Genomic DNA, 26,406 nt, shown 5'->3' on the forward strand with positions numbered 1-26,406 from the left:
GTCGTGGTCATGACGTTGGTAATGATTGGGCTGAGCCTGGCGATTTTGATGCAGCTGGCCATTTTTTGTGTGGCCGTTAAAAACTCGCTGGCCCATGCGCTGCTGTGCCTGTTTATTCCCTGCTATGTGTATGTGTATGCCAGAAAAGATCGCCAGGCCAGGCCCTTCCTTTGGGGTTGGTACGCCGGTATCGGCTTTCTGGCTGCCGGGGCGATTGCCTCGAATTGAGGCAGGGCTCGAAAAGGCGCGGGCAATTCCGTAAAATGAAGTCAAAGTGACATCATTCAAGGAAGAACTCAGACATGCGCGTTTTTGCTTTACTCCTGGCATTCAGCTTTCTGGCGGGCTGCGCCTCCAAGCCGGCTTACTACATTTCACCCGCCCCGGTTCAGATCCCCAAGACCGCCACCTATTGGCTCGACACCTTCGACGTTGACGTGGTGGGTAAGAACGAACGCTTCCTGCCGGATGAAAAAGTCCGCGAGCAACTGGGCATCGACCTGGTCAACCGCCTGTTGAAGGCCAAGCGCTACGCCACCAGCAAGGAAAGCGCCGACTATCTGCTGGATGTGAATCTGGTCTACACACGGCATATCCAGGATTCCAAGGGCGGACTCGCCACGGTGCTCGTCGCTGACAACACCATCCTGTTGAGTGTCGACTTCAACTACCAGGTCAAGGTCAAGAAAGGCGGCGCCGAGGTGTTGCACTTTGCCAAGGACCGCACTGGCCTGGTGCCGGGTGGCGTGTTGGGGCAGTGGCAGCAATACAAGACCATGGGCGCGGTGATCAGTAACACCGGAAACGCCAGCGTCGAGCCTTTTTACACGGGCGTACTGAGCCGCTTTATCGTCGATGACTTGCGGGATATTCCGTCGCGCTAACGTGCGTTAACCCGAATCGCCAGTGCCTTGCGTCTGACCTTGTGAACGGTCATTCATTCACGAGGTTCAGCCCATGTCCCGTCCTCTTCTGCTGTTGCGCCCTGCCGCCCAAGGCTTCACCGTGACCCTGCTGGTGGCGCTTGCCGGGTGTGGGCTTTCTTCATCCCGCGACGTGGCCAAGCCGGCTGAATCGGCGCCTGTTGCGCAGATGCAAAGCGAACCGGCCCAAGCTCAGGGTGCCAGGGTCAAACGGATGGTTGCGCCGGCACCGATGGCCGCGCGGTTGGTCATGAACGACTCGATCGTCATGCAGTACCAGGCCGAGCCGCGAGAGCGCTATCAGAACCTCCCGGACAACCCGATCCGCAGCGTGGCCGAAACGCCGGTCTCCACCTTCAGCGTCGACGTCGATACCGGCAGCTATGCCAACGTAAGGCGTTTCCTCAACCAAGGCAGCCTGCCGCCCGAAGGTGCTGTGCGACTGGAGGAGATGGTCAATTACTTCCCCTACGACTACGCGTTGCCCACCGATGGCTCGCCCTTTGGCGTGACCACCGAAGTGGCCCCGTCACCGTGGAACCCGCACACCCGATTGCTGCGCATCGGTATCAAGGCCTCGGACCGCGCCGTGGCGGACCTGGCCCCGGCCAACCTGGTGTTTCTGGTGGACGTGTCCGGCTCGATGAACCGGCGCGAAGGCCTGCCGCTGGTCAAGAGCACCCTGAAATTGCTGGTGGACCAACTGCGTGACCAGGACCGGGTGTCGCTGGTGGTCTACGCGGGCGAGTCGCGGGTGGTGCTCAAGCCTACGTCGGGACGGGATAAAACCACGATCCGCAACGCCATCGACCAGTTGACGGCGGGTGGCTCCACCGCCGGCGCCTCGGGTATCGAAATGGCCTACCAGATGGCCCGCGAAGGGTTTATCGACAAAGGCATCAACCGCATCCTGCTGGCCACCGACGGCGACTTTAATGTGGGTGTCAGTGACTTCGACAGCCTCAAGCAAATGGCCGTCGACCAGCGCAAAAGCGGCGTGTCACTGACCACCCTTGGCTTTGGTGTGGATAACTACAACGAACACCTGATGGAACAACTGGCCGATGCCGGTGACGGTAACTACGCCTACATCGACAACCTGCGCGAAGCCCGCAAGGTGCTGGTGGACCAACTCAGCTCGACCCTCGCGGTGGTGGCCCGGGATGTGAAGCTGCAAGTGGAATTCAACCCGGCGCAGGTCAGCGAATACCGACTGCTGGGCTATGAAAACCGCGCCTTGAAGCGAGAGGATTTCAACAACGACAAGGTCGACGCCGGAGAGATCGGTACAGGGCACACGGTGACCGCGTTGTATGAAATTGTCCCGAAAGGCGCACAGGGCTGGCTGGAGCCACTGCGCTACGCATCGCCACCCAATGCTGACGGTAAAACCTCCGAATTGGCCATGCTGCGGGTACGCTACAAGCCGGCTGAAGGTGGCAATAGCCGACTGATCGAACACCCGATCAGCAACGAGCAGAGCGCCAAGCCCAGCGACGACCTGCGCTTCTCGGCTGCCGTGGCCGCCTTCGCCCAGCAACTCAAGGGTGATGGCCGCTACACTGGCAGCATGAGCTTCAAGGACACGGCCGCACTGGCCCGCTCCGCCCGGGGCGACGACCCCTACGGTCTGCGCGGCGAGTTTGTGCAACTGGTTGAATTGGCCCAGAGCCTCCAGGCCCCGGCCAAACACTGATCCACCTCAAAGGAGTGCACCACCTGATGGAGTCACCCAGCGACGAAGCCCTGCTGTCCCGCTACCGCAGCGGTGACGGTGCGGCATTCGAGGCCCTGTATGCGCGGCATCGACAGGGGCTTTACCGTTTTCTTGTGTCCTTGAGCAACAAGGCCGAACTGGCCGAGGAAGTGTTCCAGGACACCTGGCTCAGCCTGATCCGCAGCACCAGCGAGCCACAGGGGCGGGCGAGTTTTCGCACCTGGCTGTTCCAGATTGCCCGCAACCGCCTGATCGACCACTGGCGCAAGCACGGCGTCCACAATCCGCTGCACGACAGCTACGATGAGCAACTGCACGGCCAGCCCGACGACAGCGCCGGGCCCGAGCAACTGCTGAGCCTGAGCCGCGACCAGGCGCGCCTCGACACCGCACTGCAAGACTTGCCCGAAGATCAGCGCGAAGTATTCCTGCTGCGCCTGCACGGCGACCTGGAAGTGCCACAAATCGCCGCGCTGACCGGCGCCCCACTGGAAACGGTAAAAAGCCGCTTGCGTTACGCCCAGCAGAAACTGCGCCGACTGCTGGCCGAGGAGGTACCCGCATGACTGACTCCCGACAGACCCCGGAATCAAACGACGACGTGCTGATCGAGCATTTCCGTCAACACACCCGCGGCGAGCCGCCGGCTTCCCTGGACGCTTTCATCCTGGCCACCGCCCACCGCGAAGCGCCGGTGCGCCAGCCCAACCTGTGGCAGCGCTGGTTACAGGCCTGCCAACGGCCGCGCTGGCAGATGGCATTTGCCACCGTGGCCGGTGTGGCACTGATGATTGGAGTGGTGATGCGTTCGCCGGTGCCGCAGCCGGAGTTATCCACAGGCACTTACGCGGCCGCCCCGCAGGAACTGGCCCGCCCGGCCCCGGCAGCCGCGCCGATGGCTCGATTCTCCGTGGCTCCGCAGGCCGACAGTGCGCCGCAGGTGCAGGCAGAAGTCGCGGGTTCGCTGGCGGATGAGCCGGTGGCGAAGATGAGCAAACGCGCGGCTGTTGTGCTGCCGCCATTGGAGCAAGGGCTGCAGGAAATCCTGCGGTTGCGGCAGGCGGGTGAGGCCAAGGCGGCGGATGAGAAACTGCTGGAGTTGCACAAGCGCTTTCCCAAGGAGGATCTGCCGGCGCGGTTGGAGGCGTTGCGACAACAACACTGAAATGTCCTGTTCAAAAGCCCTGAATCTAATTTGGGACTTTTGACGGACGCTTTTTGCAACAACCTAGCCGTTCGGCTAGTACGTCAATTTAGGAGTGGAAAATACCTCGGCTTGGCGCCATTGTTTTGAGTTCGTTAACTCTACAATCGGTACGTGATGGATTACGCCACCCTTGAAAGCCTGCGAATGCATCATCCGGCATGGCGGTTGCTGTGCTCGGACCACGGTTCGCTGGTTGCAAGTTTTTTGCACCGCGTGTTTGTCGCCCCCAACGTGCGAATCATTGCCGCCGCTGACCTGGCGGAGGCGCTGGAAGACGAGTTGTTCGCCTTGCGCAGGCAACTGGACGACAACGCCTTTCCCAAGTCTGCGCTGTATTACCTCAATGATTGGGCCAGCCCGGAAAAGGGCTGGCTGCGCAAGTTTTACCGTCAAGACGACGACGAGCCACAGTTTGATTTGACGCCGTCTACCGAGAAGGCCATCGCTTGGTTGGCTTCCCTCGTTGAGCGGGGGTTTGTCGGTACCGAGTCCAGGTTGCTGACACTGTTCGAGCTGCTTAAGCAGATGAGCGAGGGCAGTGAAGCGGATCCGGCAAAGCGTGTGGCCGAGTTGCGTAAGCGCCGGGATGAACTGGATGCGGAGATCTCACAGATCCTGGGTGGTGATGTGCCTCTCCTGCACGATACAGCCCTGAAAGATCGCTTCCAGCAATTTACTCAGTTGTCACGGGAGCTGCTCGCCGATTTTCGAGAGGTCGAAGATAACTTTCGCCTGCTGGATCGACGTGTACGTGAGCGAATCGCTTTATGGGGTGGCGCCAAGGGTGAGCTGCTGGAGCAGATCATGGGCGAGCGCGATGCTATTTCAGACTCCGATCAGGGCCGTAGTTTCAGGGCGTTCTGGGGGTTCTTGATGTCGACCAGCCGTCAGGAGGAGCTGACACGGATGCTTGATCATGTGCTTGCCTTGGCGCCGGTGATGGAATTGAAGCCGGATATTCGCACTCGTCGCGTGCATTACGACTGGCTTGAGGCGGGCGAACATACCCAGCGCATGGTCGCGCAACTTTCCCAGCAGTTGCGACGCTTTCTGGATGATCAGGTATGGCTGGAAAACCGCCGAATCATGGACATCCTGCGGGCGGTAGAAGCCAAGACCCTGCGCGTTCGTGAGCATCCCCCCGCGGGCAACTTTATGCTTATGGCCGATGTGTCGGCCCGTATCGAATTGCCCATGGAACGGCCCTTGCACACACTGACCCTGAAGCCCGACTTTGCCGGCATGAGCGTGCAAGTCGGCGACGATGATCTCGACGTGAGTGCCTTGTACAACGAGCGGATGGTCGACCTTGCGAGGCTCGCTGCTCATATCGATCAGGCACTGCAGACCCGCTCGCAAATCACATTGTGTGAGTTGATCCGATTACAACCGTTGCGCCAAGGGTTGGCCGAGTTGGTGGCCTATCTTCACTTGGCCAGCGAAACATTTACCAGCGTCGTCGATGACAGCCAGAACGAGCCGATTGTGTGGACGGCTACGTCCATTGACGGCCATCCCGTACAAAAGCAGGCACGGCTGGCGCGCGTTATTTTTGTGAGGCACGGATGAGCGAAGAACAACATGCGCCGGACGTGGTTATAGACGTTGCCGCAGCAGATCTGTCGACGCTGCTGGTTTTGCTGCTTAAGGGGGTGATTTATCGTGAAGGTGATGAGCGTCTGTGGGGGACGTTACTCAACTGGCAGACCCAGGTTCGCGGTTACGTGACGGTGCTGGGTCTGGAGTTAATGTTGGATGAGGCCGAAGGCTACGCTTTCCTGCGCAGCCGTGCCGAGGCCGACGAGGATGAACCGCAGGTTCGGGTGCCACGGCTTGTTGCGCGTAGACCGCTGTCATTTCCGGTCAGTCTGCTCTTGGCCTTGCTGCGAAAAAAACTGGCAGAGTTCGACGCCTCTGGCGGTGAAACGAGGCTGGTGCTGACTCGTGATGAAATCGTCGAACTGATTCGCGTTTTTTTGCCCGACAGCAGCAACGAAGCCCGGCTTGTTGATCAGATTGATGCACACATCACCAAGATCATCGAGCTGGGTTTTTTACGCCGCCTCAAGAGTACCGCCGGACCCTTGAGCTATGAAGTGCGGCGCATCCTCAAGGCGTTTGTAGACGCTCAATGGTTGTCTGACTTCGATAAGCGGCTTGGGCAGTACCAGATGCGTCTTTCGGGAGAAAGCGAGTCAGCGCCTGATGGCGTGCAGGAGATTGAACAATGAGTGAGTCGTTGCTTGCGGAGTTGGATTTTATCGGTGATGACAGGCTCTCCGGGTTCCGCCTCAGGCGCCTTGAGGTACTCAACTGGGGGACCTTTGATCAGCGGGTCTGGACGCTGTCGCCCGATGGGAAAAATAGCCTGCTGACGGGGGATATTGGATCTGGCAAGTCTACGTTGGTGGATGCGATCACCACGTTATTGGTGCCCACTCAGCGGATTGCCTACAACAAGGCCGCCGGAGCCGAAAACAAGGAGCGAAGCCTGCGCTCGTACGTGTTGGGGCATTTCAAGTCCGAACGCAGCGAGGTCACCGGAACTGCAAAGCCGGTCGCCCTGCGCGATCACAACAGCTATTCGGTGATTCTGGGGGTATTTCACAACGCAGGCTACGATCAGACGGTGACCCTGGCCCAGGTATTCTGGATAAAGGATGGGCAGGGGCAGCCAGAGCGTTTTTACGTGGGGGCCGAACGTGAGCTTTGTATTGCCACTGACTTTGCTGACTTCGGTACCGACATTGCGCAACTGCGAAAACGGCTGCGTAACGACGGTGTCGATATTCAGGACAGTTTTCTCAAGTACGGGGCATGGTTTCGGCGGCGTCTGGGAATTGATAACGAACAAGCGCTGGAATTGTTTCATCAAACAGTTTCAATGAAGTCTGTGGGTAACCTGACCGAATTTGTTCGCAGCCATATGCTTGAACCATTCGACGCAGCTGCCCGTATCGCTGCATTGATTGCGCATTTTGATGATCTGAACCGTGCTCATGAGGCGGTGCTCAAAGCCAAGCAGCAGCGACTGCTGTTGGAGCCGCTGGTGGCTGACTGCGACAAGCACCAAGGTCTGTGCGGTGAGCAGGACAGGTTGCGCGATTGTCGTGAGGCGCTTAAACCCTGGTTTTCGGAGCTAAAGCTCGGGTTGCTGGATCGACGTTTGCAACTGTTGGTCAATGATCAACAGCGCCTGTCTTCTCAAAAGGAGCGTCAAGTCGAGCAACGTGACCGCCAACGGTTGGATGTGGACTCCCTCAAGCGGGCGGTGGCCGAGCAGGGCGGTGATCGCCTGGAGCAACTGGCGATCGAGATTCGCAAACAGGACCATGAGCGGGAGCGCCGTCAGCAGCGCGCGCAACGTCACGGGCAATTGCTTGCGGCGGCGGGTGAGTCGCCTGTTGACGATGAGGCAGGGTTTATCCAGCTGGGGCAACTACTGCAGGTTCGTCGCGAACAGTCGAGTACCGAGGAAGCTGATCTGCAAAACCAGATCACCGAGTGGGGCGTTTCATTGCGTGAAGGGCGGCGCGAGCATGATGCGCTTTCCAGCGAAATCAACAGCCTCAGGGCTCGACGCAGCAATATTCCGGAGGTCCAGATTAAGTTACGGGCAGCCATGTGTCTGGCGACTGGATTAGATGACGAACTGATGCCCTTTGTCGGAGAGCTGCTTCAGGTACGCGAAGAGTATCGTCCGTGGGAAGGAGCTATCGAGCGGGTGCTGCACAATTTTGGTCTGGCACTGCTGGTACCGGACGAACACTACGCACAGGTAGCGGCATGGGTTGATCAAACTCACTTGGCGGGGCGTCTCGTGTATTTCAGAGTACGCGCAGCCCGCCAAACCGAGACGCCAGACCTGCACCCCCAGTCGCTGGTGACAAAACTCAGCGTCAAACCCGATTCGCCGTTTTATCCCTGGTTGGCACGTGAGCTTGCTCATCGCTTTAACTACGCCTGCTGCGAGACGGCGGAACAGTTTCGCCGAGAGGTGCGCGCCTTGTCCCTGTCGGGGCAGATCAAGGGCGCGGGGGAGCGGCATGAAAAGGATGATCGGCATCGTTTGGACGACCGCAGTCGTTATGTTTTAGGGTGGAGCAACGCAGAGAAAATCTCGGCGCTTGAGGCGGTAAGAGATCGCCTGGAAATGCACGTGGCTGACATAGGCTCAAGTGTCGCCAGTGCCGAAAAACAGCGTGCTCATTTGCGCCGGCAATTGGAGTCACTCGCGGCACTTCATGAGTTTACCGATTACCGAGAAATCGACTGGGCCGAATGCGCCACCCTTGTGGCGCGGTTGCAGGATGAAAAAGCACTGTTGGAGGCCGCGAGTGACACATTGCTGCAACTGACAGCACAACTTCAATCAGTGCAGCGAGCACTTCAGGCAACGGAAGATGAAGTGTCCCGCTTGGACAAGGAGCTGGGTATCGTTGAGGCCAAACACGACGTTGCCAGCACCTTGCGTACCGAAGCTCGTTGTCTGTTGGTCGTTATCGACGAGTCTGTCCGGGTTCAACTGGAAGCCCTGCGTCTTCATGTCTTGGGTGAGCGGATGTTGTCCGTTGAGTCTTGCGACAATGCCGAGCGAGAGGTCCGCGAAGCCCTGCAAGGCAAAATGGACGCCGAGGCCAAGATAATGGAGCGTCTGCGGGACAAAATCATTCGTTCCATGGTGGCGTTCAAGGATGCCTACAAACTGGAGACCAGCGAATTCGACGCCGATCTCAATGCCGCTGATGAGTACGGCAACCTGCTGGACCAACTTAATCGTGACGATCTGCCGCGTTTTGAACAACGCTTCAAGGAGTTGCTCAACGTCAACACGATCAATGAGATCGCTAACTTCAACGGGCAATTGGCTAGGGAGCGCGAAACCATCCGGGAGCGGATTGGCCGTATCAATGAATCCCTGGGGCAGATTGACTACAACCCAGGTCGCTACATCGTGCTGGAGTCTCAACTGAGCCCGGATGTGGACATTCGAGATTTCCAGATGCAATTGCGTGCCTGTACCGAGGGCGCTTTGACGGGGTCGGAGGATGCGCAGTATTCGGAAAACAAGTTTCTGCAGGTCAAAACCATCATTGATCGCTTTCGTGGGCGGGAAGGACTATCCGAGCAAGACCGGCGGTGGACCAGCAAAGTCACCGATGTGCGCAACTGGTTCTTGTTTGCCGCCAGTGAGCGCTGGCGTGAGGATGATCGTGAGCATGAGCATTACTCGGATTCGGGCGGTAAGTCCGGCGGGCAAAAAGAAAAGTTGGCCTATACCATTTTGGCAGCGAGCCTGGCCTATCAGTTCGGGCTGGAGTGGGGCGCTGTACGTTCGCGTTCGTTTCGGTTCGTGTTAATCGATGAAGCGTTTGGACGCGGTTCCGATGAATCTGCCGAGTATGGTTTGCGGCTGTTTGAGCAGCTCAACCTGCAGTTGCTGATCGTCACTCCGCTGCAGAAAATCCACATCATCGAACCTTTTGTTTCCAGTGTGGGCTTTGTACAGAACGACGGTGGCAGGGCGTCCCGGCTGCGCAATCTATCCATCGAAGAGTATCGATTGAACCGGCCTGATTTATCGTCATGAAATGGACTTCGGCAGCGGACCTCACACAGCAGGTATTACGGCTCTGGCAGCGGGGCGATCTGCTGCGCCCGCTGGTGACGGAGGAAGCGTGGGAGCCACGACGCCTGATATTGAAGGGGCCGGATACTGCGCAAATGAGTGCTTACTTCGATAGTGTGAGGGCTTGGGTCGCGCAACTAATTACTATCGACGGCATTCGCATCCAGTGGCGGGAAGTCAATCACAGGGTTGTGGGGGCGCAACGCTTGCCCGCTTCTATCTGGGTGGATTCGCTGGAAGATGCCATTGCGTTGATTGGCAAAGAGGGTGAAGCGATGCGCTTCAAGGCCCTGCTTGAACTGACCCGACAGCGTCAGCCTTTGCTGGTCGACTGGATGGGGAGCCAGCCGTTGCAGGCCATAGAACTGGAATGGCAATGGGCCGCGCTTCTGGATGTGGTGACTTGGATGACGCAACATCCTCGGCCCGGCATCTACCTTCGGCAGGTAGACATACCTGGTATTCACAGCAAGTTCATCGAAAGACACAAGGCCGTGCTGAGTGAGCTGTTCGACCAAGTTCTGCCCGAGCTGGCTATTGGGCCGCAACATAAAGGCGCCACACGGTTTTCCGCCCGCTATGGTTTTCTCGATAAACCCGTCGGGATTCGTTTGCGGGTGTTGGATCCAAGTCTGACCCTGCTGCCGGGTCCCATGTTGCCGGATATCACACTGGATGCAGCCAGCTTCGCTCAATTGAATATTGCCGTCAGGCAGGTTTTCGTAACCGAGAATGAAACCAACTTTCTAGCCTTCCCGCTTGTGCCGGACTCCATTGTGGTATTTGGCAAGGGTTACGGCTGGGATGCGCTAGGGCAAGCGAATTGGCTATCTAATTGTACAATTTATTACTGGGGCGATATCGATACCCATGGGTTTGCGATTCTTGACCAGTTGCGCCGTCGGTTTGGGCATGTAGAGTCACTGTTGATGGATCGCGGTACCCTTGATGCCCACGCACAGTATTGGGGGCGTGAAGATCGTCAAGTCGTGTATGACTTGCCTTATCTCACGTCAGAGGAGCGTTCGGTGTTTGATGAGCTGCGGGACAATCGTCTGGGGGATGGCGTGAGGTTGGAGCAGGAATATGTGGGATATCGGTGCTTGATGGCGGCATTGAAGCAACTCTCCGGAATTTCCGGAGAGTTCGAGCCAAGCAACTGAATACATCTTCGCTTGCTGTCGCTTGCACCTAGATCACGGCGCCCGGAAGTATTCGACCAGCTCCCGAGCGCTTGGGCACTCTGGGTGTTCAGCCGCATGAGCCACACTAAATCCAAAATGTTTGATCATTTTTTTAGCAAAGGCGGGTTTGTTACCTGGCCCTGAGGTGCCCAGCTCTCGGGCGATTTCTTTGAGACGATCATAGGGCTTGTCGATTGTCCTTTCTGGCTGGGGTTCGTTGTACCCTTGCTTCAGCCATTGACTCATGGCTTGAGTATCTGCAAGAAACCACGCTTCAAGAGCCTTTACGGCTACAAAGACAGTTTCCAATTTTTGGTTCTGTATGCGATTACGGACGATATCAACTGAGTCATCGTCCTCTAAGTCGGTAAGCACATAGATTTTTTCCACGCCCTTTGCTTCAAGAACCTGAGTGAAGGCCTCGATATTTTGGGGTAGGAGGTTGCCTCCGCCTTTTGCGTCGATTACTGGTGTGACGAGCTCGTATCCAGCATCAGCCAATAATTCTTTGAATTTCGAAGATTCAACTACGATCCGTTCACAATCGCCCTCTACAATAAAACCTACCTTCACCATGGTAGACCCCCGTCAAATAAATTGGTCAGCCAGGCGGTGTCAAGGGGGATTTGTTTTTTATCGACTCTTGATTCGGCTGCACACTTGACGTTCGTCCGGCCTTCCAACTTATTGACTAGCCAGAGCTCCTCAGGGTTAAGGTTGCGCACCACAGATTCACTGTGGGTCGTAATGAAGACCGGATGATCTACAGTGGCGTTGTCGCGCATGAGCGCGACCAGCTCACCAATTGCTTTTGGGTGGATGCCCCGTTCAGGCTCCTCGATAATAGTTAAGCCGGCTTGAGAGGTCCGGCTTAACACGGCTGTCATTATGCATAAAGCGTAAATAGTGCCGTCCGAGATTAGGCGTGCAGGGAAATGAGTTCTTGTCCCTTCTTCCTTGAATGTGATGACGGTGGTGCTATCCAGTCGTTGTTTTTCAGTTGAGACATTTTCCATGCCGGGAACAATTAGTTCTATCCATTCCAGTACTTGGGTCCGGAAGTGCTTGTCGTTCTCCAGGATAGACAACATGGTTGCAACGTTTCTGCCATGGCTATCCAGCATGGTTGCATCTGCGGTCGAGTTGTCCGGCTCTTTGGCGGCGATGGGGTCAATACGGTAAACGCGAATATTGGTGAGGAACTTATACAACGCAGAGTTACTTAACAGCATAAGCGCGGTCATGTCTTGGGGGTATTCCAAGAAGGACTGAAGCGGCGAGTAATCTGTCAGCGTTACTTTTGTTTCGCCATTCTGCTTGCGGTCAATGTATTGAGTACCGTTGATTTTCAGGTTTTCGACTACCTGAGGGATTTTGTCAATCTCAACAATCTTGAGTGAATACTCAAAATTCTCATGATCAATCTGGATTTTTATCTCGAAAGAGATAGTCGTCCTTTTTTGTTTGCGATGTTTGAAACAATGGATTTGTTGAAAACCACCAAAATCACGAATGGCAGTCGAGGCACCTCGCTTTACAATGGCGCCCAAGAAAGCGAGAGCATCGGTAATGTTACTTTTTCCTGCACCGTTCGAGCCGGCCAATGCAGTGAACGGTGATAGGCGCTCTAGCGTCAGGTTCGTGACACTTTTAAATCCATTGATCGTAATCGATTCGATATTCATGGCAATTCCTTCGACCCTCACCGGCGGTCGTCAAGCGGCGCACTCTTCATCGCCTGCAAATTGATCGTCAGAAAATACTAGCCCGCGCATGGTATAGGCGATCAGCCGTCGAGTCACAATCGCAATATCTCCATCCACAAAAAAAGCCCCAGGTCTTTCGACCTGGGGCTTTTTCGTCTGTATCTGGTGCACCCGGCGGGATTCGAACCCACGACCCCTGCCTTCGGAGGGCAGTACTCTATCCAGCTGAGCTACGGATGCTTGTGCGGGCGACATCATACCCATGTCGACCTTGGGCGTCCATGCCGCTTTTTGGCCGCCTTCCCGTAGGATTACGCTGCGCTGATGCGCTGAGCCGGGCGTCTCGACGCAATGCGGTGGAACCCGCCGGAAATACGCTGATCAGAAAAAAGGGGCAAATGCGCCGTTTTCGTTCTTTTTTTCGAACAGACTATTGCCCTGCACCCCCATTGATCCTAGGATTCGTTTGAGATTTCAAACGCTCTTGTCTGGGTGCTGAACCGCACATCTGTTCATCCGTGCGCTATTTACGTGCTTCAGCCCAGTGAATGATTTCCCTGACGGCAGCCCTCAAGGCGCCTTTCAACAACTCTAATTCGCTCCGCGCGTGCGCGGTGCTGTTAAGGAAAGCCGACATGCAGCTTAAAGACACCCAGTTGTTCCGCCAGCAAGCCTTCATTGATGGCGCTTGGGTCGATGCGGACAACGGTCAAACGATCAAGGTCAATAACCCCGCTACCGGCGAAATCCTCGGTACCGTGCCAAAAATGGGCGCGGCCGAAACCCGTCGCGCTATCGAAGCGGCTGACAAGGCTCTGCCGGCCTGGCGTGCACTCACCGCCAAGGACCGCGCCAACAAGCTGCGTCGCTGGTTCGAACTGATCATCGAGAACCAGGACGACCTGGCCCGCCTGATGACCCTGGAACAAGGCAAGCCGCTGGCCGAAGCCAAGGGCGAAATCGTTTACGCCGCTTCGTTCATCGAGTGGTTCGCCGAAGAAGCCAAGCGCGTCTACGGTGACGTGATTCCCGGCCACCAGCCGGACAAGCGCCTGATCGTGATCAAGCAACCGATCGGCGTTACCGCTTCCATCACGCCGTGGAACTTCCCGGCCGCGATGATCACCCGTAAAGCCGGCCCGGCCCTGGCCGCCGGTTGCACCATGGTGCTCAAGCCTGCGTCGCAAACCCCGTTCTCGGCGTTCGCCCTGGCTGAACTGGCCCAGCGTGCCGGTATTCCGAAAGGCGTGTTCAGCGTGGTCTCCGGCAGCGCCGGCGATATCGGCAGCGAGCTGACCAGCAACCCGATCGTGCGTAAATTGTCCTTCACCGGCTCCACCGAAATCGGTCGCCAGTTGATGGCCGAATGCGCCAAGGACATCAAGAAAGTCTCCCTGGAACTGGGCGGCAACGCGCCGTTCATCGTGTTCGACGACGCCGACCTGGATAAGGCCGTCGAAGGCGCGATCATTTCCAAGTACCGCAACAACGGCCAGACCTGCGTCTGCGCCAACCGTCTGTACATTCAGGATTCGGTGTACGACGCGTTCGCCGAGAAACTGAAAGTGGCCGTGGCCAAGCTGAAGATCGGTAACGGTCTGGAAGAAGGCACCACCACCGGCCCGCTGATCGACGAGAAGGCCGTGGCCAAGGTTCAGGAGCACATCGCTGATGCCCTGAGCAAAGGCGCCACCCTGCTGGCCGGCGGCAAGGTGATGGAAGGCAACTTCTTCGAGCCGACCATTCTGGTCAACGTGCCGAAAGACGCCGCCGTGGCCAAGGAAGAAACCTTCGGCCCACTGGCGCCGCTGTTCCGCTTCAAAGACGAGGCCGAAGTGATCGCGATGTCCAACGACACCGAGTTCGGCCTGGCTTCCTACTTCTATGCCCGCGACCTGGGCCGTGTGTTCCGTGTAGCGGAAGCCCTGGAATACGGCATGGTCGGCGTCAACACCGGGTTGATCTCCAACGAAGTGGCGCCGTTCGGCGGCATCAAGGCTTCGGGCCTGGGCCGTGAAGGTTCCAAGTACGGGATCGAGGACTACCTGGAAATCAAATACCTCTGCCTGGGCATCTAAGCCCGGCAAGGCATTGCTGCAAACGCAAAGGGCACGAGAGCGCTGTCCCTTTGCGTGTTTCACACCGTTATTCGTAGTGGCCGGGAAAGCTGTGGCAGTCGATCATCGCATGCTGCCGTAGTTGCCTCCCCGCCACGTATTCCTTGGACCACGCCACCCGATGAGTGGCGAATGAGGACTTTATGAGCAAGACCAACGCATCCCTGATGAAACGCCGCGAAGCCGCTGTACCCCGCGGTGTTGGCCAGATTCACCCGATCTTCGCCGAGTCGGCGAAGAACGCCACCGTGACCGACGTTGAAGGTCGCGAGTTCATCGACTTCGCCGGCGGTATCGCCGTGCTGAACACCGGCCACGTGCACCCGAAAATCATCGCGGCCGTGACCGCGCAACTCAACAAGCTGACCCACACTTGCTTCCAGGTGCTGGCGTACGAGCCATACGTTGAGCTGTGCGAAAAAGTTAACGCCAAGGTCCCGGGTGATTTCGCCAAGAAAACCCTGCTGGTCACCACCGGTTCCGAAGCGGTAGAAAACGCCGTGAAAATTGCGCGTGCCGCCACGGGTCGTGCCGGCGTGATCGCGTTCACCGGCGCCTACCACGGCCGCACCATGATGACCCTGGGCCTCACCGGCAAAGTCGTGCCGTACTCGGCCGGCATGGGCCTGATGCCAGGCGGCGTGTTCCGTGCACTGTTTCCGAACGAACTGCACGGTGTGAGCGACGACGATTCCATCGCCAGCATCGAACGCATCTTCAAGAACGATGCCGAGCCGCGTGACATCGCTGCCATCATCATCGAGCCAGTGCAGGGCGAAGGCGGTTTCTACGTCGCGCCTAAATCCTTCATGAAGCGCCTGCGTGAACTGTGCGACAAGCACGGCATCCTGCTGATCGCCGACGAAGTGCAAACCGGCGCTGGTCGTACCGGTACCTTCTTCGCCATGGAACAGATGGGCGTTGCAGCCGACCTGACCACCTTCGCCAAATCCATCGCCGGCGGTTTCCCGCTGGCCGGTGTGTGCGGCAAGGCCGAATACATGGACGCCATCGCTCCAGGCGGCCTGGGCGGCACCTACGCCGGTAGCCCGATCGCTTGCGCCGCGGCCCTGGCCGTGATGGAAGTGTTTGAAGAAGAGCACCTGCTGGACCGCTGCAAAGCCGTCGGCGAGCGCTTGGTCACGGGCCTGAAAGCGATCCAGGCCAAGTACCCGGTGATCGGTGAAGTGCGTGCCCTGGGCGCGATGATTGCGGTGGAGCTGTTCGAAGGTGGCGACAGCCACAAGCCGAACGCCGCTGCCGTGGCTGCCGTGGTGGCCAAGGCGCGCGACAAGGGTTTGATCCTGCTGTCCTGCGGCACCTACGGCAACGTGTTGCGCGTGCTGGTACCGCTGACCTCGCCGGACGAGCAGTTGGACAAAGGCCTGGCGATCATCGAAGAGTGCTTCTCCGAGCTGTGATCAAAAGTTGACCTGATCGACAAAAAACCCGCCTCGGCGGGTTTTTTTGTGGCCGATGAACGGTATTCAGCGCTTGTTCATGTACGCAGGCGTCTCCTTTGTCTAAGGTGCAGGTATTGCCGATGGAGCGTGCTGGATGACTGCTGTTGATTTACCTGCGGTACCCCGTGTGTTGATTGCCGAGGCCGACCCCTGGTCCCGGGATCTGCTCAAGCAGGTGTTGTTGAATGTGCGCTGTGACGCACGGCTGGATGTGTGTGCCGATGGCCAGCGGGCCGCCGAGTTGCTGCGTGACAAGCCCTATGACCTGATCATCGCCGACTGGGAACTGCCCGGGGTCGATGGCCTGAGCCTGTTGCGCAGCGTGCGCCAGCAACGGCGTACGCCTTTGTTGCCGTTCATCCTGCTGAGCACCCGCAACGACAGCGCCAGCGTGCGCGAAGCGTTGCCCCTGGCGCCGACGGCGTACCTGACCAAACCCCTGAACATGGAAGGCCTGACCCAGCGCCTGCAAGACTTGCTGCTCAATGAAGGGGAGACGGTGTACTGCGAAGTCCCGGCCCTGGCGCCGGGCATGACCTTGCCGGTGTTTCTGGAGCGGCGCCGCGAAGCGTCCGACGGTGCGCCACTGCGGGTCGACGTGAAGGCCGCGGTGCAACACAGCCTGGAGCCGGAAGGCCTGGACCTCAAGCACCTGGAAGAGCAGGTACGCATCGACCCGCAAATCACTGCCGTGCTGATCGCCGCCGCCAACAGCGCCGGCCACCACGGCTCGCCGGTGCAGACCCTGGCCATGGCCCTGCACAAGCTGGCGGCCGGGCAGAGCATGAACCTGATCCTGGGGCTGGCCCTCAAGCACAACGTCGTACTGACCGACACGAGCCTGGTGGACTACGCCGAGCGCTATTGGCAGTTGTCCCAACGCACCGCCGACTACGCCCGCAGTCTGGCGCGCATGTTCGACCTTGATCACGAGCGCTGCTACAGCGCCGGCATCCTCCATCGCCTCGGCGACCTGGCCTTGCTGCGGTGCCTGCAAGACTGGCTACAGGGCGGCGGCGAACTGGATGACGAACTGATTGGCGAGTCCCTTTACACCTTCGGCGCCGCCTATGGCTCGGCGCTGCGCACACGCTGGCGTTTGCCGCTGGAGTTGCGCCAGTTGATCGCGGCGATTTATTCGCTGGAGGGCGGGGTGTATTCCCGGGAGGCGCTGGTGGTGAACCTGGCGGCCCAACTGGCACGGTTGACCGAGCATGAAGGCGTCGAAGCGCTGGCCAAAAGCAAGACGGCGCGCCTGCTCAAAGTCGGGTTGCCGGAGTTGACCCGCATGCGCAAAAACTAGCCGTCGACGCGGGCCAGTGTGGGAGCCGGGCTTGCCCGCGATGCAGGCACCTCGGTGTGTCAGTTGCACCGAGGTGATGCTATCGCAGGCAAACCAGCTCCCACAGCGAATCGTGGTGCGTCAGCCCGTGAGCACGCGGTTTTTACCCTGGCGCTTGGCCTCGTACATCGCCGCATCGGCGCGGGCGAACAGGCTGTCCAGGTTGGCATCCTCGGCGGTCAGGCTGGCCAGGCCCTGGCTGACGGTGACGGTGAAGTGCTCACCGTCATGGCTGAACCCCAGTTGCGCAATCTCGTGGCCCAGGCGTTCGGCCACTTGCATCGCCATCTCCGGCGCACAGCCAGGCAGCACGGCGGCGAATTCTTCGCCGCCAATGCGCCCGAACAGGTCGCCACGGCGCAGAACCCCTCGACCGCTCTCGGCGATACGCTGCAACACCTGATCGCCTTCCAGGTGGCCGTAGGTGTCGTTGACCACTTTGAAGTCATCGATGTCCAGCAGCAGGAACGCCAATGGCGTGCCCTGCACGCACGCACGTTCGAACTCATGGTGGGCGCACTCGAAGAAGTGCCGGCGATTGCTGCTGCGGGTCAGCACGTCGGTGGTGGCCAAGCGGTGTAACTCAAGCTCAAGCTGCTTCTTTTCCGTGATGTCTTCGGCCATGCCCACCACGATCACCGGCTGGCCGGGCTCGGCCTGCTGGTTGATGTAGCACTTGTCGCTGAGCCAGCGGATCTGCCCGTCGGCGGTGATGATGCGGTACTCGCGGTCTTCCACGGCGCCGCTGTGCAGCACCTGGGCCAGGCTGTGCTCGGCGTAGTCGAGGTCTTCGGGGTGAATGCTGTTGCGCCATTCCCGATGGTCGGTCAGCAGCATGCCCGCCGTACGTCCGAAAACCCGCTCATAGGCCGGGCTGACATACAGCACGCGGCGGGTGTCCCACTCCATGGCCCAGAGCACGGCATTCACGCTGACCAGCAGTGAACTCAGCAGTTGCTCGCGTTCACTCAAGCGCTCCACTTCGCCCTGGGCATGCAGCAGCGCCAGCAACGTTGCGGCGGCTGCCGGGCGTGCAGAGTCCTGGACGGGAGTATCGGTGAAGGTCTGTTCGGGGACCATCGGCACAACTCTCTCTGGGCGTGCCGCGGGGTTGGGCAACGGTCACAACAAGGGGCCGCCGTGATGGCGAAGTGTTGTTTGAGAGGGGGATTTTGCAGCGAAGTTCCGTTATCAGCGTCGATTTGAGGCGACCAAGAAATGGCGCCAGAAACCTGCAGGAGCGAGCTTGCTCGCGAAGGGTGTCAACGATAACGCGTGCTGTCTGGATGCGCGCGGTGTACGTGAGCTCTTCGCGAGCAAGCTCGCTCCTACAGTGATCAGACCGCGGCAGGCCGCAGCGAATAGGTTTTCAATTGGTGGGCAAAGTCCCGCAGGGATTGAATCCCGCTGGCCTCGGCCTCGTGTACCCATTCCTTGATCGCTGCCAGCATGTCATGCCCGTTGGTGCTGGTTTTCAGCCAGATCTGTTGCAGCGCCAGGCGCTTTTCGTAGATCACTTTCAGGGCCTGGCTGTGTTCCAGCATGCTTTGGATGCGCACGTGGTGGCGGTCATCCAGCAGGCTGGTTTCCCGCGACAGCAGGCGCTTGGCGCGATGGAATTGGTGGCGCACCGAGTGATCGACCTTCTCCAGTTCCTGCTTGACCAGCGGACCAATTACCAACTTGCGGTACTGGGCCATGATCTGGAAGCGGTTGTTGAGGATCGCCATGGCGGTGTCCATGTCCAGGTGGCCCTTGCCTTCGACCCGGTGGGCGATCGGCGCGACCCGTTGCACCTTGGCCAGGCGCAGGAAGCTGAACACTTTGATCCAGGCCCAGCCCAGGTCGAATTCCCACTTCTTCACCGACAGCTTGGCGGAGTTGGGGTAGGTGTGATGGTTGTTATGCAGCTCTTCGCCACCCACGATGATGCCCCAGGGAATCAGGTTGGTCGCCGCGTCGCGGCATTCGAAGTTGCGGTAGCCGATGGCATGGCCCAGGCCGTTGATCACGCCGGCGGCCCAGAACGGGATCCACATCATCTGGATGGCCCAGATGGTGATGCCGATGGTGCCGAACAGCAGCAGGTCTATCACGCCCATGATCGCCACGCCCAGCAGGGGAAAGCGGGTGTACAGGTTGCGTTCGATCCAGTCTTCCGGGCAGTTTTTGCCGTAGATCCGCAGGGTTTCCGGGTTCTCGGCTTCGGCGCGGTACAGCTCGGCGCCTGTGCGCAGCACGGTGGACAGGCCTTTGATCACCGGGCTGTGGGGATCGTCGACGGTTTCGCACTTGGCGTGGTGTTTGCGGTGGATAGCGGTCCACTCGCGGGTGTTCTGCGCCGTGGTGAGCCACAGCCAGAAGCGGAAGAAGTGTTTCAGGCCAGCATTGAGCTCCAGGGAGCGGTGGGCTGAATAGCGGTGCAGATAGACCGTGACCCCGACAATGGTCACGTGGGTCATCAACAGGGTGACCGCGACCAGTTGCCAGGCCGACAAGTCAAGAAAACCGTTGTACCACATAGGCTGTATGGCCCTCAGATAAAGAAAAAAACAGCATCCGCATTATCACTCCCTTTGCGGATAAAACCAGTGACCGTTTCAGATAAGACTTACAAGGTGTTTCCTATTCTATAATCCAGACCCTTTGTAGGGCGATTCTGGTTTTTTAGTAAGGATTACTAACCATATGCTGTTTTCATACCGAGGTGCCCTGCGGGCGGGGCTGATTTACCTGCTGGTTTCGATCGTGTGGATTCAGCTCAGCCACCAGGTATTGATCAAGTTTATCGATGAGCCCGGGGAATTAAACCGCTGGCTCCAGATGCGCGGTTACGTGTGGATCAGCTTCAGCGCGCTGCTGATTTTTTTGCTCTGCGCCCGTGTTGCCCGGATGAATCTGACCCGGCAGCCCCTGAAAGAAAACCGCGAGCGCCTGCGCCAGGCCGCCGCCGTGTTCGATTGCACCCGTGAGGGCGTGCTGGTCACCGATGCGCAGGGGCTGATCGTGCACGTCAACCGGGCCTTTATCGAAATCACCGGCTACCAGTGCGAAGACGTGCTGGGCCGCCAGCCGAGCCTGTTCAAGTCCGGACGCCATTCAGCCAGTTTCTACCAGCAGATGTTCCAGACACTTGAGCGCGACGGCGAATGGAGCGGTGAAATCTGGAACCGCCGAAAAAGCGGCGAAATCTACCCCCAGTGGCAGACCATCCGGGTGATCCGTGATGAACAGGGCCAGATCAGCCACTACGTCGCGGTGTTCTCCGACATCAGTGCCATCAAGCACTCCGAGCACGAGCTGGCGCACCTGGCCCACCACGACCCACTGACCGACCTGCCGAACCGCCTGCTGTTCACCGACCGTGCCGAACAGGCCCTGGCCTCGGCGCAGGTCCATAAACGCGGCTGCGCCTTGCTGCTGCTGGACCTCGACCACTTCAAGATCATCAACGACAGCCTGGGCCATAACGTCGGCGACCAGTTGCTCAAGGCCGTCGGTGAGCGCCTGCAAGGCCTGTTCGGGCCCGGCGTAACCCTGGCACGCCTGGGCGGCGACGAGTTCGCGGTGCTGGCGGAAAGTTGTCCACAGGTGGTCCAGGCCGCTGCCCTGGCGCAACGTATCCTCGACGCGATGAAAGAACCGTTCATCTTCGACGGTCATCAACTGTTTATCAGCGCCAGCATTGGCATCAGCCTGTTCCCCAGCGATGCCCTGAGCGCCGAACAACTGCTGCGCAACGCCGATTCCGCGCTGTTCAAGGCCAAGAGCGCCGGCCGCGAAGGCTACGCGCTGTACACCGAAGAACTCACCGCCCACGCCCAGCACCGCGTGGAAATAGCCGGCGAACTGCGCCGCGCCCTGGATCAGCAAGAACTGCGGGTTTACTACCAGCCAGTACACGACCTGCAAGACAGCCGCCTGATCGGCGTCGAAGCCCTGGTGCGCTGGCAGCACCCGGAGCGCGGGCTGGTGCCGCCGGGGGAATTCATTCCGATCGCCGAGCGCACCGGGCTGATTGCCGATATCGACGCCTGGGTCATGGACCAGGCCTGCCGGCAGATGTGCCAGTGGCTGGCGAGCGGCGCGCCGCTGACGTTCCTCGCGGTGAATGTGTCCAGCCGCCTGTTTGCCCGACGTGAGCTGTACGAGCAAGTGGCCAAGGTGCTGCACGACACGGGGCTGGATCCGGCGTTTCTGGAATTGGAAGTCACCGAAAGCGCGGTAATGGAAGACCCGGAAGTCGCCCTTGAGCAAATGCACCGCCTGCGGGAACTGGGCCTGCGCCTGGCGATTGACGACTTCGGCACCGGTTATTCATCGCTGCTGCGGCTCAAGCGGTTGCCGGTGCAGAAGCTCAAGATCGACCAAGGCTTTGTCGCCGGGTTGCCATGGGACGAAGACGACGCGGCCATCGTGCGGGTGGTGATCGCGTTGGCGCAAAGCATGGGCATGCAGGTGCATGCCGAGGGCATTGAGCAGGTGGAGCAGGCGCGGTTTCTGTTGGAGCAGCGTTGTGACCTGGGCCAGGGATACTGGTTTGGGAGGCCGATGCCGGCCAGTGAGCTGGATTGGGCGAGAGCGCCGACAATTCGTTAACCACCGCCTGGCCTGATTTGAAACAGGGCCAAAATGTGGGAGCGGGCTTGCTCGCGAAAGCGGTGGATCAGTCAACAGATGTATCGGCTGACCCACCGCTTTCGCGAGCAAGCCCGCTCCCACATTCGGATCTCCACACGGCTTTATTTCCCGGGTCGCCCCGCAAAACCCCGCGCAACCCCACGTCCCATCAGAAAATTCTTTCTGGTTATATAAACATTCTTAAATAGTCTTTTTAAGAATATCCGCGCTTATCTACTATCGCCCTCACGCCGCAAGCAGTGCCGCCACTGCGAGGCACTTCTCATTTCAGGAGCACGACCATGAGCGCATCTCTACGCAGCGTTGACGGCCAGGACGAAGCAGCCATTTTGCGCGAGATCCAGAGCGCCCTGCGCGATCTGCGGTTTGGTGCGGTGGAAATCACTGTGCACAACGCCCAGGTAGTACAGATCGAACGCAAAGAAAAATTCCGTTTGCAGAACCCGGGCAACAAACCGAGCTAAGCAAGATCGGCGATTCGATTGCAAGACCCGCAACTATAAGAAAAAGCCAACACCCCCGAATTTCAGGAGCCTTCTATGTCGTCGATTCGCCGTTATGCCCTGGCAGCACTGGCCAGTGCCGTGTTTGCCGGTTCCGCTGTTGCCAAGGATTACGAGCTGCTCAACGTGTCTTACGACCCGACCCGCGAGCTGTACCAGGACTACAACGCTGAATTCACCAGCTTCTGGAAGCAGTCGCACCCGGGTGACAACGTCAAGATCCAGCAATCCCACGGTGGCTCGGGCAAACAAGGCCGTGCGGTGATCGACGGCCTGCGTGCCGACGTCGTGACCCTGGCCCTGGCCGGCGACATCGACGAAATCGCAAAACTGGGCAAGACCCTGCCGGAGAACTGGCAAACCCGTTTGCCGGACGCCAGCACGCCGTACACCTCGACCATCGTGTTCCTGGTGCGCAAGGGCAACCCTAAAGGCATCAAGGATTGGGGCGACCTGATCAAGAAAGACGTCTCGGTCATCACCCCGAACCCGAAAACCTCCGGCGGCGCTCGCTGGAATTTCCTTGCCGCCTGGGCCTACGGTCTGAAAGCCGGTGGCAGCGAAGCCAAGGCCCAGGAATACGTGAAAGAACTGTTCAAGCACGTGCCGATCCTCGACACCGGCGCCCGTGGTTCGACCATCACCTTCGTCAACAACGGCCAGGGTGACGTGTTGCTGGCCTGGGAAAACGAAGCCTTCCTGGCCCTGAAAGAAGACGGCGGCGCCGACAAGTTCGACATCGTCGTGCCTTCGCTGTCGATCCTCGCCGAGCCACCTGTGGCCGTGGTCGACAAGAACGCCGAGAAAAAGGGCAACACCGAGATCGCCACCGAATACCTCAAGCACCTGTACAGCCCGGCTGGCCAGGAGATTGCGGCGAAGAACTTCTACCGCCCACGTGATGAGAAAGTCGCCGCCAAATATGCCCAGCAGTTCCCGAAACTGGACCTGGTGACTATCGACAAAGACTTTGGCGGCTGGAAAACTGCCCAACCGAAATTCTTCAATGACGGTGGCGTGTTCGACCAGATTTACTCGGCCCAGTAGGAGCGAGCTTGCTCGCGAAAAACTTCATGACGCCGCGTGCTTCCTGACTGCCCGCGTTATCGTTGACGTTCTTCGCGGGCAAGCCCGCTCCTACAGGGATCAGGAGCCCGCATTCGTTTGCGGGTTTTGCATGTCCGTTCCGCTAACCAAGGACTCTTATGTCGCGTCGTATTTCCCCCGTCATACCCGGCTTCGGGCTGACGCTGGGCTACACCGTGGTGTACCTCAGCCTGATCGTACTCATCCCCCTGGCGGCGATGTTTGTACATGCCGCTCAACTCACCTGGGATCAGTTCTGGAACATCATCACCGCACCCCGTGTGCTGGCGGCGTTGAAACTGAGCTTCGGCACCGCCTTTTGCGCGGCGATCATCAACGGCATTATCGGTACGTTGCTGGCCTGGGTGCTGGTGCGCTACACCTTCCCGGGCCGCAAGATCATTGATGCGATGATCGACTTGCCGTTTGCCCTGCCCACCGCCGTCGCCGGTATCGCGCTGACCGCGCTGTACACGCCCACCGGTCTGGTCGGCCAGTTCGCGGCTGACCTGGGCTTCAAGATCGCCTACACCCCGTTGGGCATCACCCTGGCACTGACCTTCGTCACGCTGCCATTCGTGGTGCGTACCGTGCAGCCGGTACTGGCCGATATCCCCCGGGAAATCGAAGAAGCCGCCGCCTGCCTGGGGGCCAAACCCTTGCAAGTGTTCCGCTATATCCTGGTGCCGGCGCTGCTGCCCGCCTGGTTGACCGGCTTTGCGTTGGCCTTCGCCCGAGGTGTGGGTGAGTACGGTTCGGTGATCTTCATTGCCGGCAACATGCCGATGAAAACCGAGATCCTGCCGTTGCTGATCATGGTCAAGCTCGACCAATACGACTACACCGGCGCCACCGCCATCGGCGTGATGATGCTGGTGGTTTCCTTTGTCCTGCTGCTGCTGATCAACTTGTTGCAGCGGCGCATCGAAACCCCATAAGGAGGCGCGGAACATGTCCCAATCGTCTATTTCCGCCGCCTCGTCGGCGAACGCTGCCCGCCGTGGCAGTGCCATGTCACGGCGCATCCTGATCAGCCTCGGCTGGCTGGTCTTCGCGCTGTTTTTGCTGCTGCCGCTGTTTATCGTGGTGTCCCAGGGCCTGAAAAATGGCCTGGGCGCGTTCTTCACCGCGATCCTTGAGCCCGACGCGCTGTCGGCGCTCAAGCTCACGGTGATCGCCGTGGTGATTTCGGTACCGCTCAACGTGGTGTTCGGTGTCAGTGCCGCCTGGTGCGTGAGCAAGTACTCGTTCCGTGGCAAGAGCATCCTGGTGACGCTGATCGACCTGCCGTTCTCGGTCTCGCCGGTGATCGCCGGCCTGGTCTATGTGTTGATGTTCGGCGCCCAGGGCTTCTTCGGCCCCTGGCTGCAAGACCATGACATCCAGATCGTGTTTGCCTTGCCGGGCATCGTGCTGGCGACGATCTTCGTCACCGTGCCGTTCGTGGCCCGTGAACTGATCCCGCTGATGCAGGAGCAGGGTACCCAGGAAGAAGAGGCCGCGCGCCTGTTGGGCGCCAACGGCTGGCAGATGTTCTGGCATGTCACCGTGCCGAACATCAAGTGGGGCCTGATCTACGGCGTGGTGCTGTGTACCGCGCGGGCCATGGGGGAGTTCGGTGCGGTGTCGGTGGTGTCCGGCCACATTCGCGGCGTGACCAACACCTTGCCGCTGCACGTCGAGATCCTCTACAACGAATACAACCATGTCGCCGCGTTTGCCGTCGCGAGCCTGTTGCTGATCCTGGCGCTCTTCATCCTGCTGCTCAAGCAGTGGAGCGAGAACCGTATCAACCGCCTGCGCAAAAGCGCCGGTGAGGAATAAGTCATGTCGATCGAAGTCCGTAATGTCAGCAAGAACTTCAACGCCTTCAAGGCCCTGAACAGCATCAACCTGGACATCCAGAGTGGCGAGTTGGTGGCGTTGCTGGGCCCGTCCGGCTGCGGCAAGACCACCTTGCTGCGCATCATCGCCGGCCTTGAAACCCCGGACGACGGCAGCATCGTGTTCCACGGTGAAGACGTTTCCGGCCATGACGTGCGTGATCGCAACGTCGGTTTTGTATTCCAGCACTACGCGTTGTTCCGCCACATGACGGTGTTCGACAACGTCGCGTTCGGCCTGCGCATGAAACCGAAAAACCAGCGCCCCACCGAAAGCCAGATCGCGGTCAAAGTTCACGAGCTGCTGAACATGGTGCAACTCGACTGGTTGTCCGATCGCTACCCGGAACAACTCTCCGGCGGCCAGCGCCAGCGTATCGCCCTGGCCCGCGCGTTGGCGGTAGAACCTAAAGTGCTGCTGCTGGATGAACCGTTCGGCGCGCTGGATGCCAAGGTCCGTAAAGAACTGCGCCGCTGGCTGGCGCGCCTGCACGAAGACATCAACCTGACCTCGGTGTTCGTGACCCACGACCAGGAAGAAGCCATGGAAGTGGCGGATCGCATCGTGGTGATGAACAAGGGCGTGATCGAGCAGATCGGCTCACCGGGCGAAGTCTACGAAAACCCGGCCAGCGATTTTGTGTATCACTTCCTCGGTGACTCCAACCGCCTGCACTTGGGTGAGGACAAGCACGTGCTGTTCCGGCCGCACGAAGTGTCGCTGTCGCGCCACGAACTGGAAGACCACCACGCCGCTGAAGTGCGTGATATCCGCCCGCTGGGTGCAACCACTCGGGTGACGTTGAAGGTCGAAGGCCAAAGCGAACTGATCGAGGCTGAAGTGGTGAAAGACCATGACAGCCTGACCGGCCTGGCGCGGGGCGAGACGTTGTTCTTCAAGCCTAAGGTCTGGCAAAAAGCCTAAGAGCGCCGCAAAACCCATGTGGGAGCGGGCTTATGTGGGAGCTGGCTTGCCTGCGATAGCATCACCTCGGTATGCCTGAG

22 protein-coding genes and 1 tRNA gene are annotated in these 26,406 nt (G+C 59.1%); 18 read left to right on the forward strand and 5 right to left on the reverse strand.

The window, feature by feature from the left end; genetic code table 11:
* Nucleotides 1–9 precede the first annotated feature (9 nt).
* The 9 genes from HX855_RS29100 (at nucleotide 10) to HX855_RS29140 (ending at nucleotide 10,639) form a co-directional block, all read left to right on the forward strand.
* Complete coding sequence (locus HX855_RS29100; protein ID WP_218175902.1) at nucleotides 10–228, forward strand: hypothetical protein; 219 nt, start codon at nucleotides 10–12, stop codon at nucleotides 226–228.
* A 74-nt stretch (nucleotides 229–302) separates the two neighbouring features.
* Nucleotides 303–884: a hypothetical protein gene (locus tag HX855_RS29105; protein WP_177087929.1), complete on the forward strand. Its 582-nt coding sequence runs from the start codon at nucleotides 303–305 to the stop codon at nucleotides 882–884.
* A 73-nt stretch (nucleotides 885–957) separates the two neighbouring features.
* The gene (locus HX855_RS29110) at nucleotides 958–2,619 is read left to right on the forward strand and encodes a VWA domain-containing protein (RefSeq protein WP_177087927.1); all 1,662 of its coding nucleotides are present in this window, start codon (nucleotides 958–960) and stop codon (nucleotides 2,617–2,619) included.
* Between the two features lie 26 nt (nucleotides 2,620–2,645).
* Complete coding sequence (locus HX855_RS29115) at nucleotides 2,646–3,206, forward strand: RNA polymerase sigma factor (protein WP_177087925.1); 561 nt, start codon at nucleotides 2,646–2,648, stop codon at nucleotides 3,204–3,206.
* Nucleotides 3,203–3,805, forward strand: a complete 603-nt coding sequence (locus HX855_RS29120; protein ID WP_177087923.1) for a hypothetical protein — start codon at nucleotides 3,203–3,205, stop codon at nucleotides 3,803–3,805. Before HX855_RS29115 ends, HX855_RS29120 begins: the two co-directional genes overlap by 4 nt.
* 156 nt (nucleotides 3,806–3,961) lie before the next feature.
* Nucleotides 3,962–5,416, forward strand: a complete 1,455-nt coding sequence (locus HX855_RS29125) for a DUF3375 domain-containing protein (protein ID WP_177087921.1) — start codon at nucleotides 3,962–3,964, stop codon at nucleotides 5,414–5,416.
* Nucleotides 5,413–6,078 carry a DUF4194 domain-containing protein gene (locus HX855_RS29130; protein ID WP_177087919.1) on the forward strand — a complete coding sequence of 222 codons (666 nt, stop codon included), beginning with the start codon at nucleotides 5,413–5,415 and terminating at the stop codon, nucleotides 6,076–6,078. Before HX855_RS29125 ends, HX855_RS29130 begins: the two co-directional genes overlap by 4 nt.
* Nucleotides 6,075–9,437: an ATP-binding protein gene (locus tag HX855_RS29135; RefSeq protein WP_177087916.1), complete on the forward strand. Its 3,363-nt coding sequence runs from the start codon at nucleotides 6,075–6,077 to the stop codon at nucleotides 9,435–9,437. Before HX855_RS29130 ends, HX855_RS29135 begins: the two co-directional genes overlap by 4 nt.
* Nucleotides 9,434–10,639 (forward strand): DUF3322 domain-containing protein, encoded by a 1,206-nt coding sequence (locus HX855_RS29140; protein ID WP_177087914.1) that lies wholly within the window; start codon nucleotides 9,434–9,436, stop codon nucleotides 10,637–10,639. Before HX855_RS29135 ends, HX855_RS29140 begins: the two co-directional genes overlap by 4 nt.
* Nucleotides 10,640–10,672: 33 nt before the next feature.
* Here HX855_RS29140 and HX855_RS29145 read toward each other — a convergent pair whose 3' ends face one another.
* The 3 genes from HX855_RS29145 to HX855_RS29155 all read right to left on the reverse strand — a co-directional run bounded on the left by HX855_RS29145 (nucleotide 10,673) and on the right by HX855_RS29155 (nucleotide 12,606).
* Nucleotides 10,673–11,236 carry a DUF4276 family protein gene (locus tag HX855_RS29145; protein ID WP_010168810.1) on the reverse strand — a complete coding sequence of 188 codons (564 nt, stop codon included), beginning with the start codon at nucleotides 11,234–11,236 and terminating at the stop codon, nucleotides 10,673–10,675.
* The gene (locus tag HX855_RS29150) at nucleotides 11,230–12,345 is read right to left on the reverse strand and encodes an AAA family ATPase (protein WP_177087912.1); all 1,116 of its coding nucleotides are present in this window, start codon (nucleotides 12,343–12,345) and stop codon (nucleotides 11,230–11,232) included. The genes HX855_RS29145 and HX855_RS29150 overlap by 7 nt, the downstream gene beginning before the upstream one ends.
* 184 nt (nucleotides 12,346–12,529) lie before the next feature.
* Nucleotides 12,530–12,606: transfer RNA gene (locus tag HX855_RS29155), tRNA-Arg, on the reverse strand.
* Between the two features lie 395 nt (nucleotides 12,607–13,001).
* Here HX855_RS29155 and gabD point away from each other — a divergent pair.
* From gabD to HX855_RS29170, 3 genes are all read left to right on the forward strand, one after another.
* Complete coding sequence (gabD, locus tag HX855_RS29160) at nucleotides 13,002–14,444, forward strand: NADP-dependent succinate-semialdehyde dehydrogenase (protein WP_177087910.1); 1,443 nt, start codon at nucleotides 13,002–13,004, stop codon at nucleotides 14,442–14,444.
* Between the two features lie 182 nt (nucleotides 14,445–14,626).
* Nucleotides 14,627–15,904 carry a 4-aminobutyrate--2-oxoglutarate transaminase gene (gabT, locus tag HX855_RS29165; RefSeq protein ID WP_177087908.1) on the forward strand — a complete coding sequence of 426 codons (1,278 nt, stop codon included), beginning with the start codon at nucleotides 14,627–14,629 and terminating at the stop codon, nucleotides 15,902–15,904.
* Between the two features lie 136 nt (nucleotides 15,905–16,040).
* A complete protein-coding gene (locus HX855_RS29170; protein WP_177087905.1) occupies nucleotides 16,041–17,249 on the forward strand; it encodes an HDOD domain-containing protein in 1,209 nt (402 codons plus the stop codon).
* A 120-nt stretch (nucleotides 17,250–17,369) separates the two neighbouring features.
* Here the strand turns inward: HX855_RS29170 and HX855_RS29175 are convergent, their stop codons facing one another.
* Nucleotides 17,370–18,368, reverse strand: coding sequence for a sensor domain-containing diguanylate cyclase (locus HX855_RS29175; RefSeq protein ID WP_177087903.1), 999 nt, complete (start codon nucleotides 18,366–18,368; stop codon nucleotides 17,370–17,372).
* 257 nt (nucleotides 18,369–18,625) lie between these two features.
* Nucleotides 18,626–19,810, reverse strand: a complete 1,185-nt coding sequence (desA, locus tag HX855_RS29180) for a delta-9 fatty acid desaturase DesA (RefSeq protein WP_177087901.1) — start codon at nucleotides 19,808–19,810, stop codon at nucleotides 18,626–18,628.
* A 166-nt stretch (nucleotides 19,811–19,976) separates the two neighbouring features.
* Here desA and dibA point away from each other — a divergent pair, with 166 nt between their 5' ends.
* From dibA to HX855_RS29210, 6 genes are all read left to right on the forward strand, one after another.
* A complete protein-coding gene (gene dibA, locus HX855_RS29185) occupies nucleotides 19,977–21,887 on the forward strand; it encodes a phosphodiesterase DibA (RefSeq protein WP_177087899.1) in 1,911 nt (636 codons plus the stop codon).
* A gap of 323 nt (nucleotides 21,888–22,210) precedes the next feature.
* On the forward strand, nucleotides 22,211–22,393 hold the full coding sequence (oscA, locus tag HX855_RS29190) for a sulfur starvation response protein OscA (protein ID WP_003170956.1): 183 nt from the start codon (nucleotides 22,211–22,213) through the stop codon (nucleotides 22,391–22,393).
* A gap of 75 nt (nucleotides 22,394–22,468) precedes the next feature.
* Nucleotides 22,469–23,479 (forward strand): sulfate ABC transporter substrate-binding protein, encoded by a 1,011-nt coding sequence (locus HX855_RS29195; RefSeq protein WP_003218143.1) that lies wholly within the window; start codon nucleotides 22,469–22,471, stop codon nucleotides 23,477–23,479.
* A 158-nt stretch (nucleotides 23,480–23,637) separates the two neighbouring features.
* On the forward strand, nucleotides 23,638–24,456 hold the full coding sequence (cysT, locus tag HX855_RS29200; RefSeq protein WP_076015547.1) for a sulfate ABC transporter permease subunit CysT: 819 nt from the start codon (nucleotides 23,638–23,640) through the stop codon (nucleotides 24,454–24,456).
* Between the two features lie 13 nt (nucleotides 24,457–24,469).
* Nucleotides 24,470–25,342: a sulfate ABC transporter permease subunit CysW gene (gene cysW, locus HX855_RS29205; protein ID WP_177087897.1), complete on the forward strand. Its 873-nt coding sequence runs from the start codon at nucleotides 24,470–24,472 to the stop codon at nucleotides 25,340–25,342.
* A gap of 3 nt (nucleotides 25,343–25,345) precedes the next feature.
* The gene (locus HX855_RS29210) at nucleotides 25,346–26,326 is read left to right on the forward strand and encodes a sulfate/molybdate ABC transporter ATP-binding protein (RefSeq protein ID WP_177042302.1); all 981 of its coding nucleotides are present in this window, start codon (nucleotides 25,346–25,348) and stop codon (nucleotides 26,324–26,326) included.
* The last annotated feature ends 80 nt before the right edge of the window (nucleotides 26,327–26,406 follow it).

Source organism: Pseudomonas sp. IPO3778 (assembly GCF_013386825.1).
Taxonomy (GTDB): Bacteria; Pseudomonadota; Gammaproteobacteria; order Pseudomonadales; family Pseudomonadaceae; genus Aquipseudomonas.

What these genes read in the sequence shown, in the direction of transcription:
- HX855_RS29140 (WP_177087914.1), top strand. Translation starts at nt 9,434, where the DNA reads ATGAAATGGACTTCGGCAGCGGACCTCACACAGCAGGTATTACGGCTC.
- gabT (WP_177087908.1), top strand. Translation starts at nt 14,627, where the DNA reads ATGAGCAAGACCAACGCATCCCTGATGAAACGCCGCGAAGCCGCTGTA.
- HX855_RS29130 (WP_177087919.1), top strand. Translation starts at nt 5,413, where the DNA reads ATGAGCGAAGAACAACATGCGCCGGACGTGGTTATAGACGTTGCCGCA.
- HX855_RS29210 (WP_177042302.1), top strand. Translation starts at nt 25,346, where the DNA reads ATGTCGATCGAAGTCCGTAATGTCAGCAAGAACTTCAACGCCTTCAAG.
- HX855_RS29125 (WP_177087921.1), top strand. Translation starts at nt 3,962, where the DNA reads ATGGATTACGCCACCCTTGAAAGCCTGCGAATGCATCATCCGGCATGG.
- cysT (WP_076015547.1), top strand. Translation starts at nt 23,638, where the DNA reads ATGTCGCGTCGTATTTCCCCCGTCATACCCGGCTTCGGGCTGACGCTG.
- cysW (WP_177087897.1), top strand. Translation starts at nt 24,470, where the DNA reads ATGTCCCAATCGTCTATTTCCGCCGCCTCGTCGGCGAACGCTGCCCGC.
- HX855_RS29175 (WP_177087903.1), bottom strand. Translation starts at nt 18,368, where the DNA reads ATGGTCCCCGAACAGACCTTCACCGATACTCCCGTCCAGGACTCTGCA.
- HX855_RS29110 (WP_177087927.1), top strand. Translation starts at nt 958, where the DNA reads ATGTCCCGTCCTCTTCTGCTGTTGCGCCCTGCCGCCCAAGGCTTCACC.
- HX855_RS29170 (WP_177087905.1), top strand. Translation starts at nt 16,041, where the DNA reads ATGACTGCTGTTGATTTACCTGCGGTACCCCGTGTGTTGATTGCCGAG.
- HX855_RS29120 (WP_177087923.1), top strand. Translation starts at nt 3,203, where the DNA reads ATGACTGACTCCCGACAGACCCCGGAATCAAACGACGACGTGCTGATC.
- HX855_RS29115 (WP_177087925.1), top strand. Translation starts at nt 2,646, where the DNA reads ATGGAGTCACCCAGCGACGAAGCCCTGCTGTCCCGCTACCGCAGCGGT.
- gabD (WP_177087910.1), top strand. Translation starts at nt 13,002, where the DNA reads ATGCAGCTTAAAGACACCCAGTTGTTCCGCCAGCAAGCCTTCATTGAT.
- HX855_RS29150 (WP_177087912.1), bottom strand. Translation starts at nt 12,345, where the DNA reads ATGAATATCGAATCGATTACGATCAATGGATTTAAAAGTGTCACGAAC.
- HX855_RS29145 (WP_010168810.1), bottom strand. Translation starts at nt 11,236, where the DNA reads ATGGTGAAGGTAGGTTTTATTGTAGAGGGCGATTGTGAACGGATCGTA.
- oscA (WP_003170956.1), top strand. Translation starts at nt 22,211, where the DNA reads ATGAGCGCATCTCTACGCAGCGTTGACGGCCAGGACGAAGCAGCCATT.
- HX855_RS29100 (WP_218175902.1), top strand. Translation starts at nt 10, where the DNA reads ATGACGTTGGTAATGATTGGGCTGAGCCTGGCGATTTTGATGCAGCTG.
- HX855_RS29105 (WP_177087929.1), top strand. Translation starts at nt 303, where the DNA reads ATGCGCGTTTTTGCTTTACTCCTGGCATTCAGCTTTCTGGCGGGCTGC.
- desA (WP_177087901.1), bottom strand. Translation starts at nt 19,810, where the DNA reads ATGTGGTACAACGGTTTTCTTGACTTGTCGGCCTGGCAACTGGTCGCG.
- HX855_RS29195 (WP_003218143.1), top strand. Translation starts at nt 22,469, where the DNA reads ATGTCGTCGATTCGCCGTTATGCCCTGGCAGCACTGGCCAGTGCCGTG.
- HX855_RS29135 (WP_177087916.1), top strand. Translation starts at nt 6,075, where the DNA reads ATGAGTGAGTCGTTGCTTGCGGAGTTGGATTTTATCGGTGATGACAGG.
- dibA (WP_177087899.1), top strand. Translation starts at nt 19,977, where the DNA reads ATGCTGTTTTCATACCGAGGTGCCCTGCGGGCGGGGCTGATTTACCTG.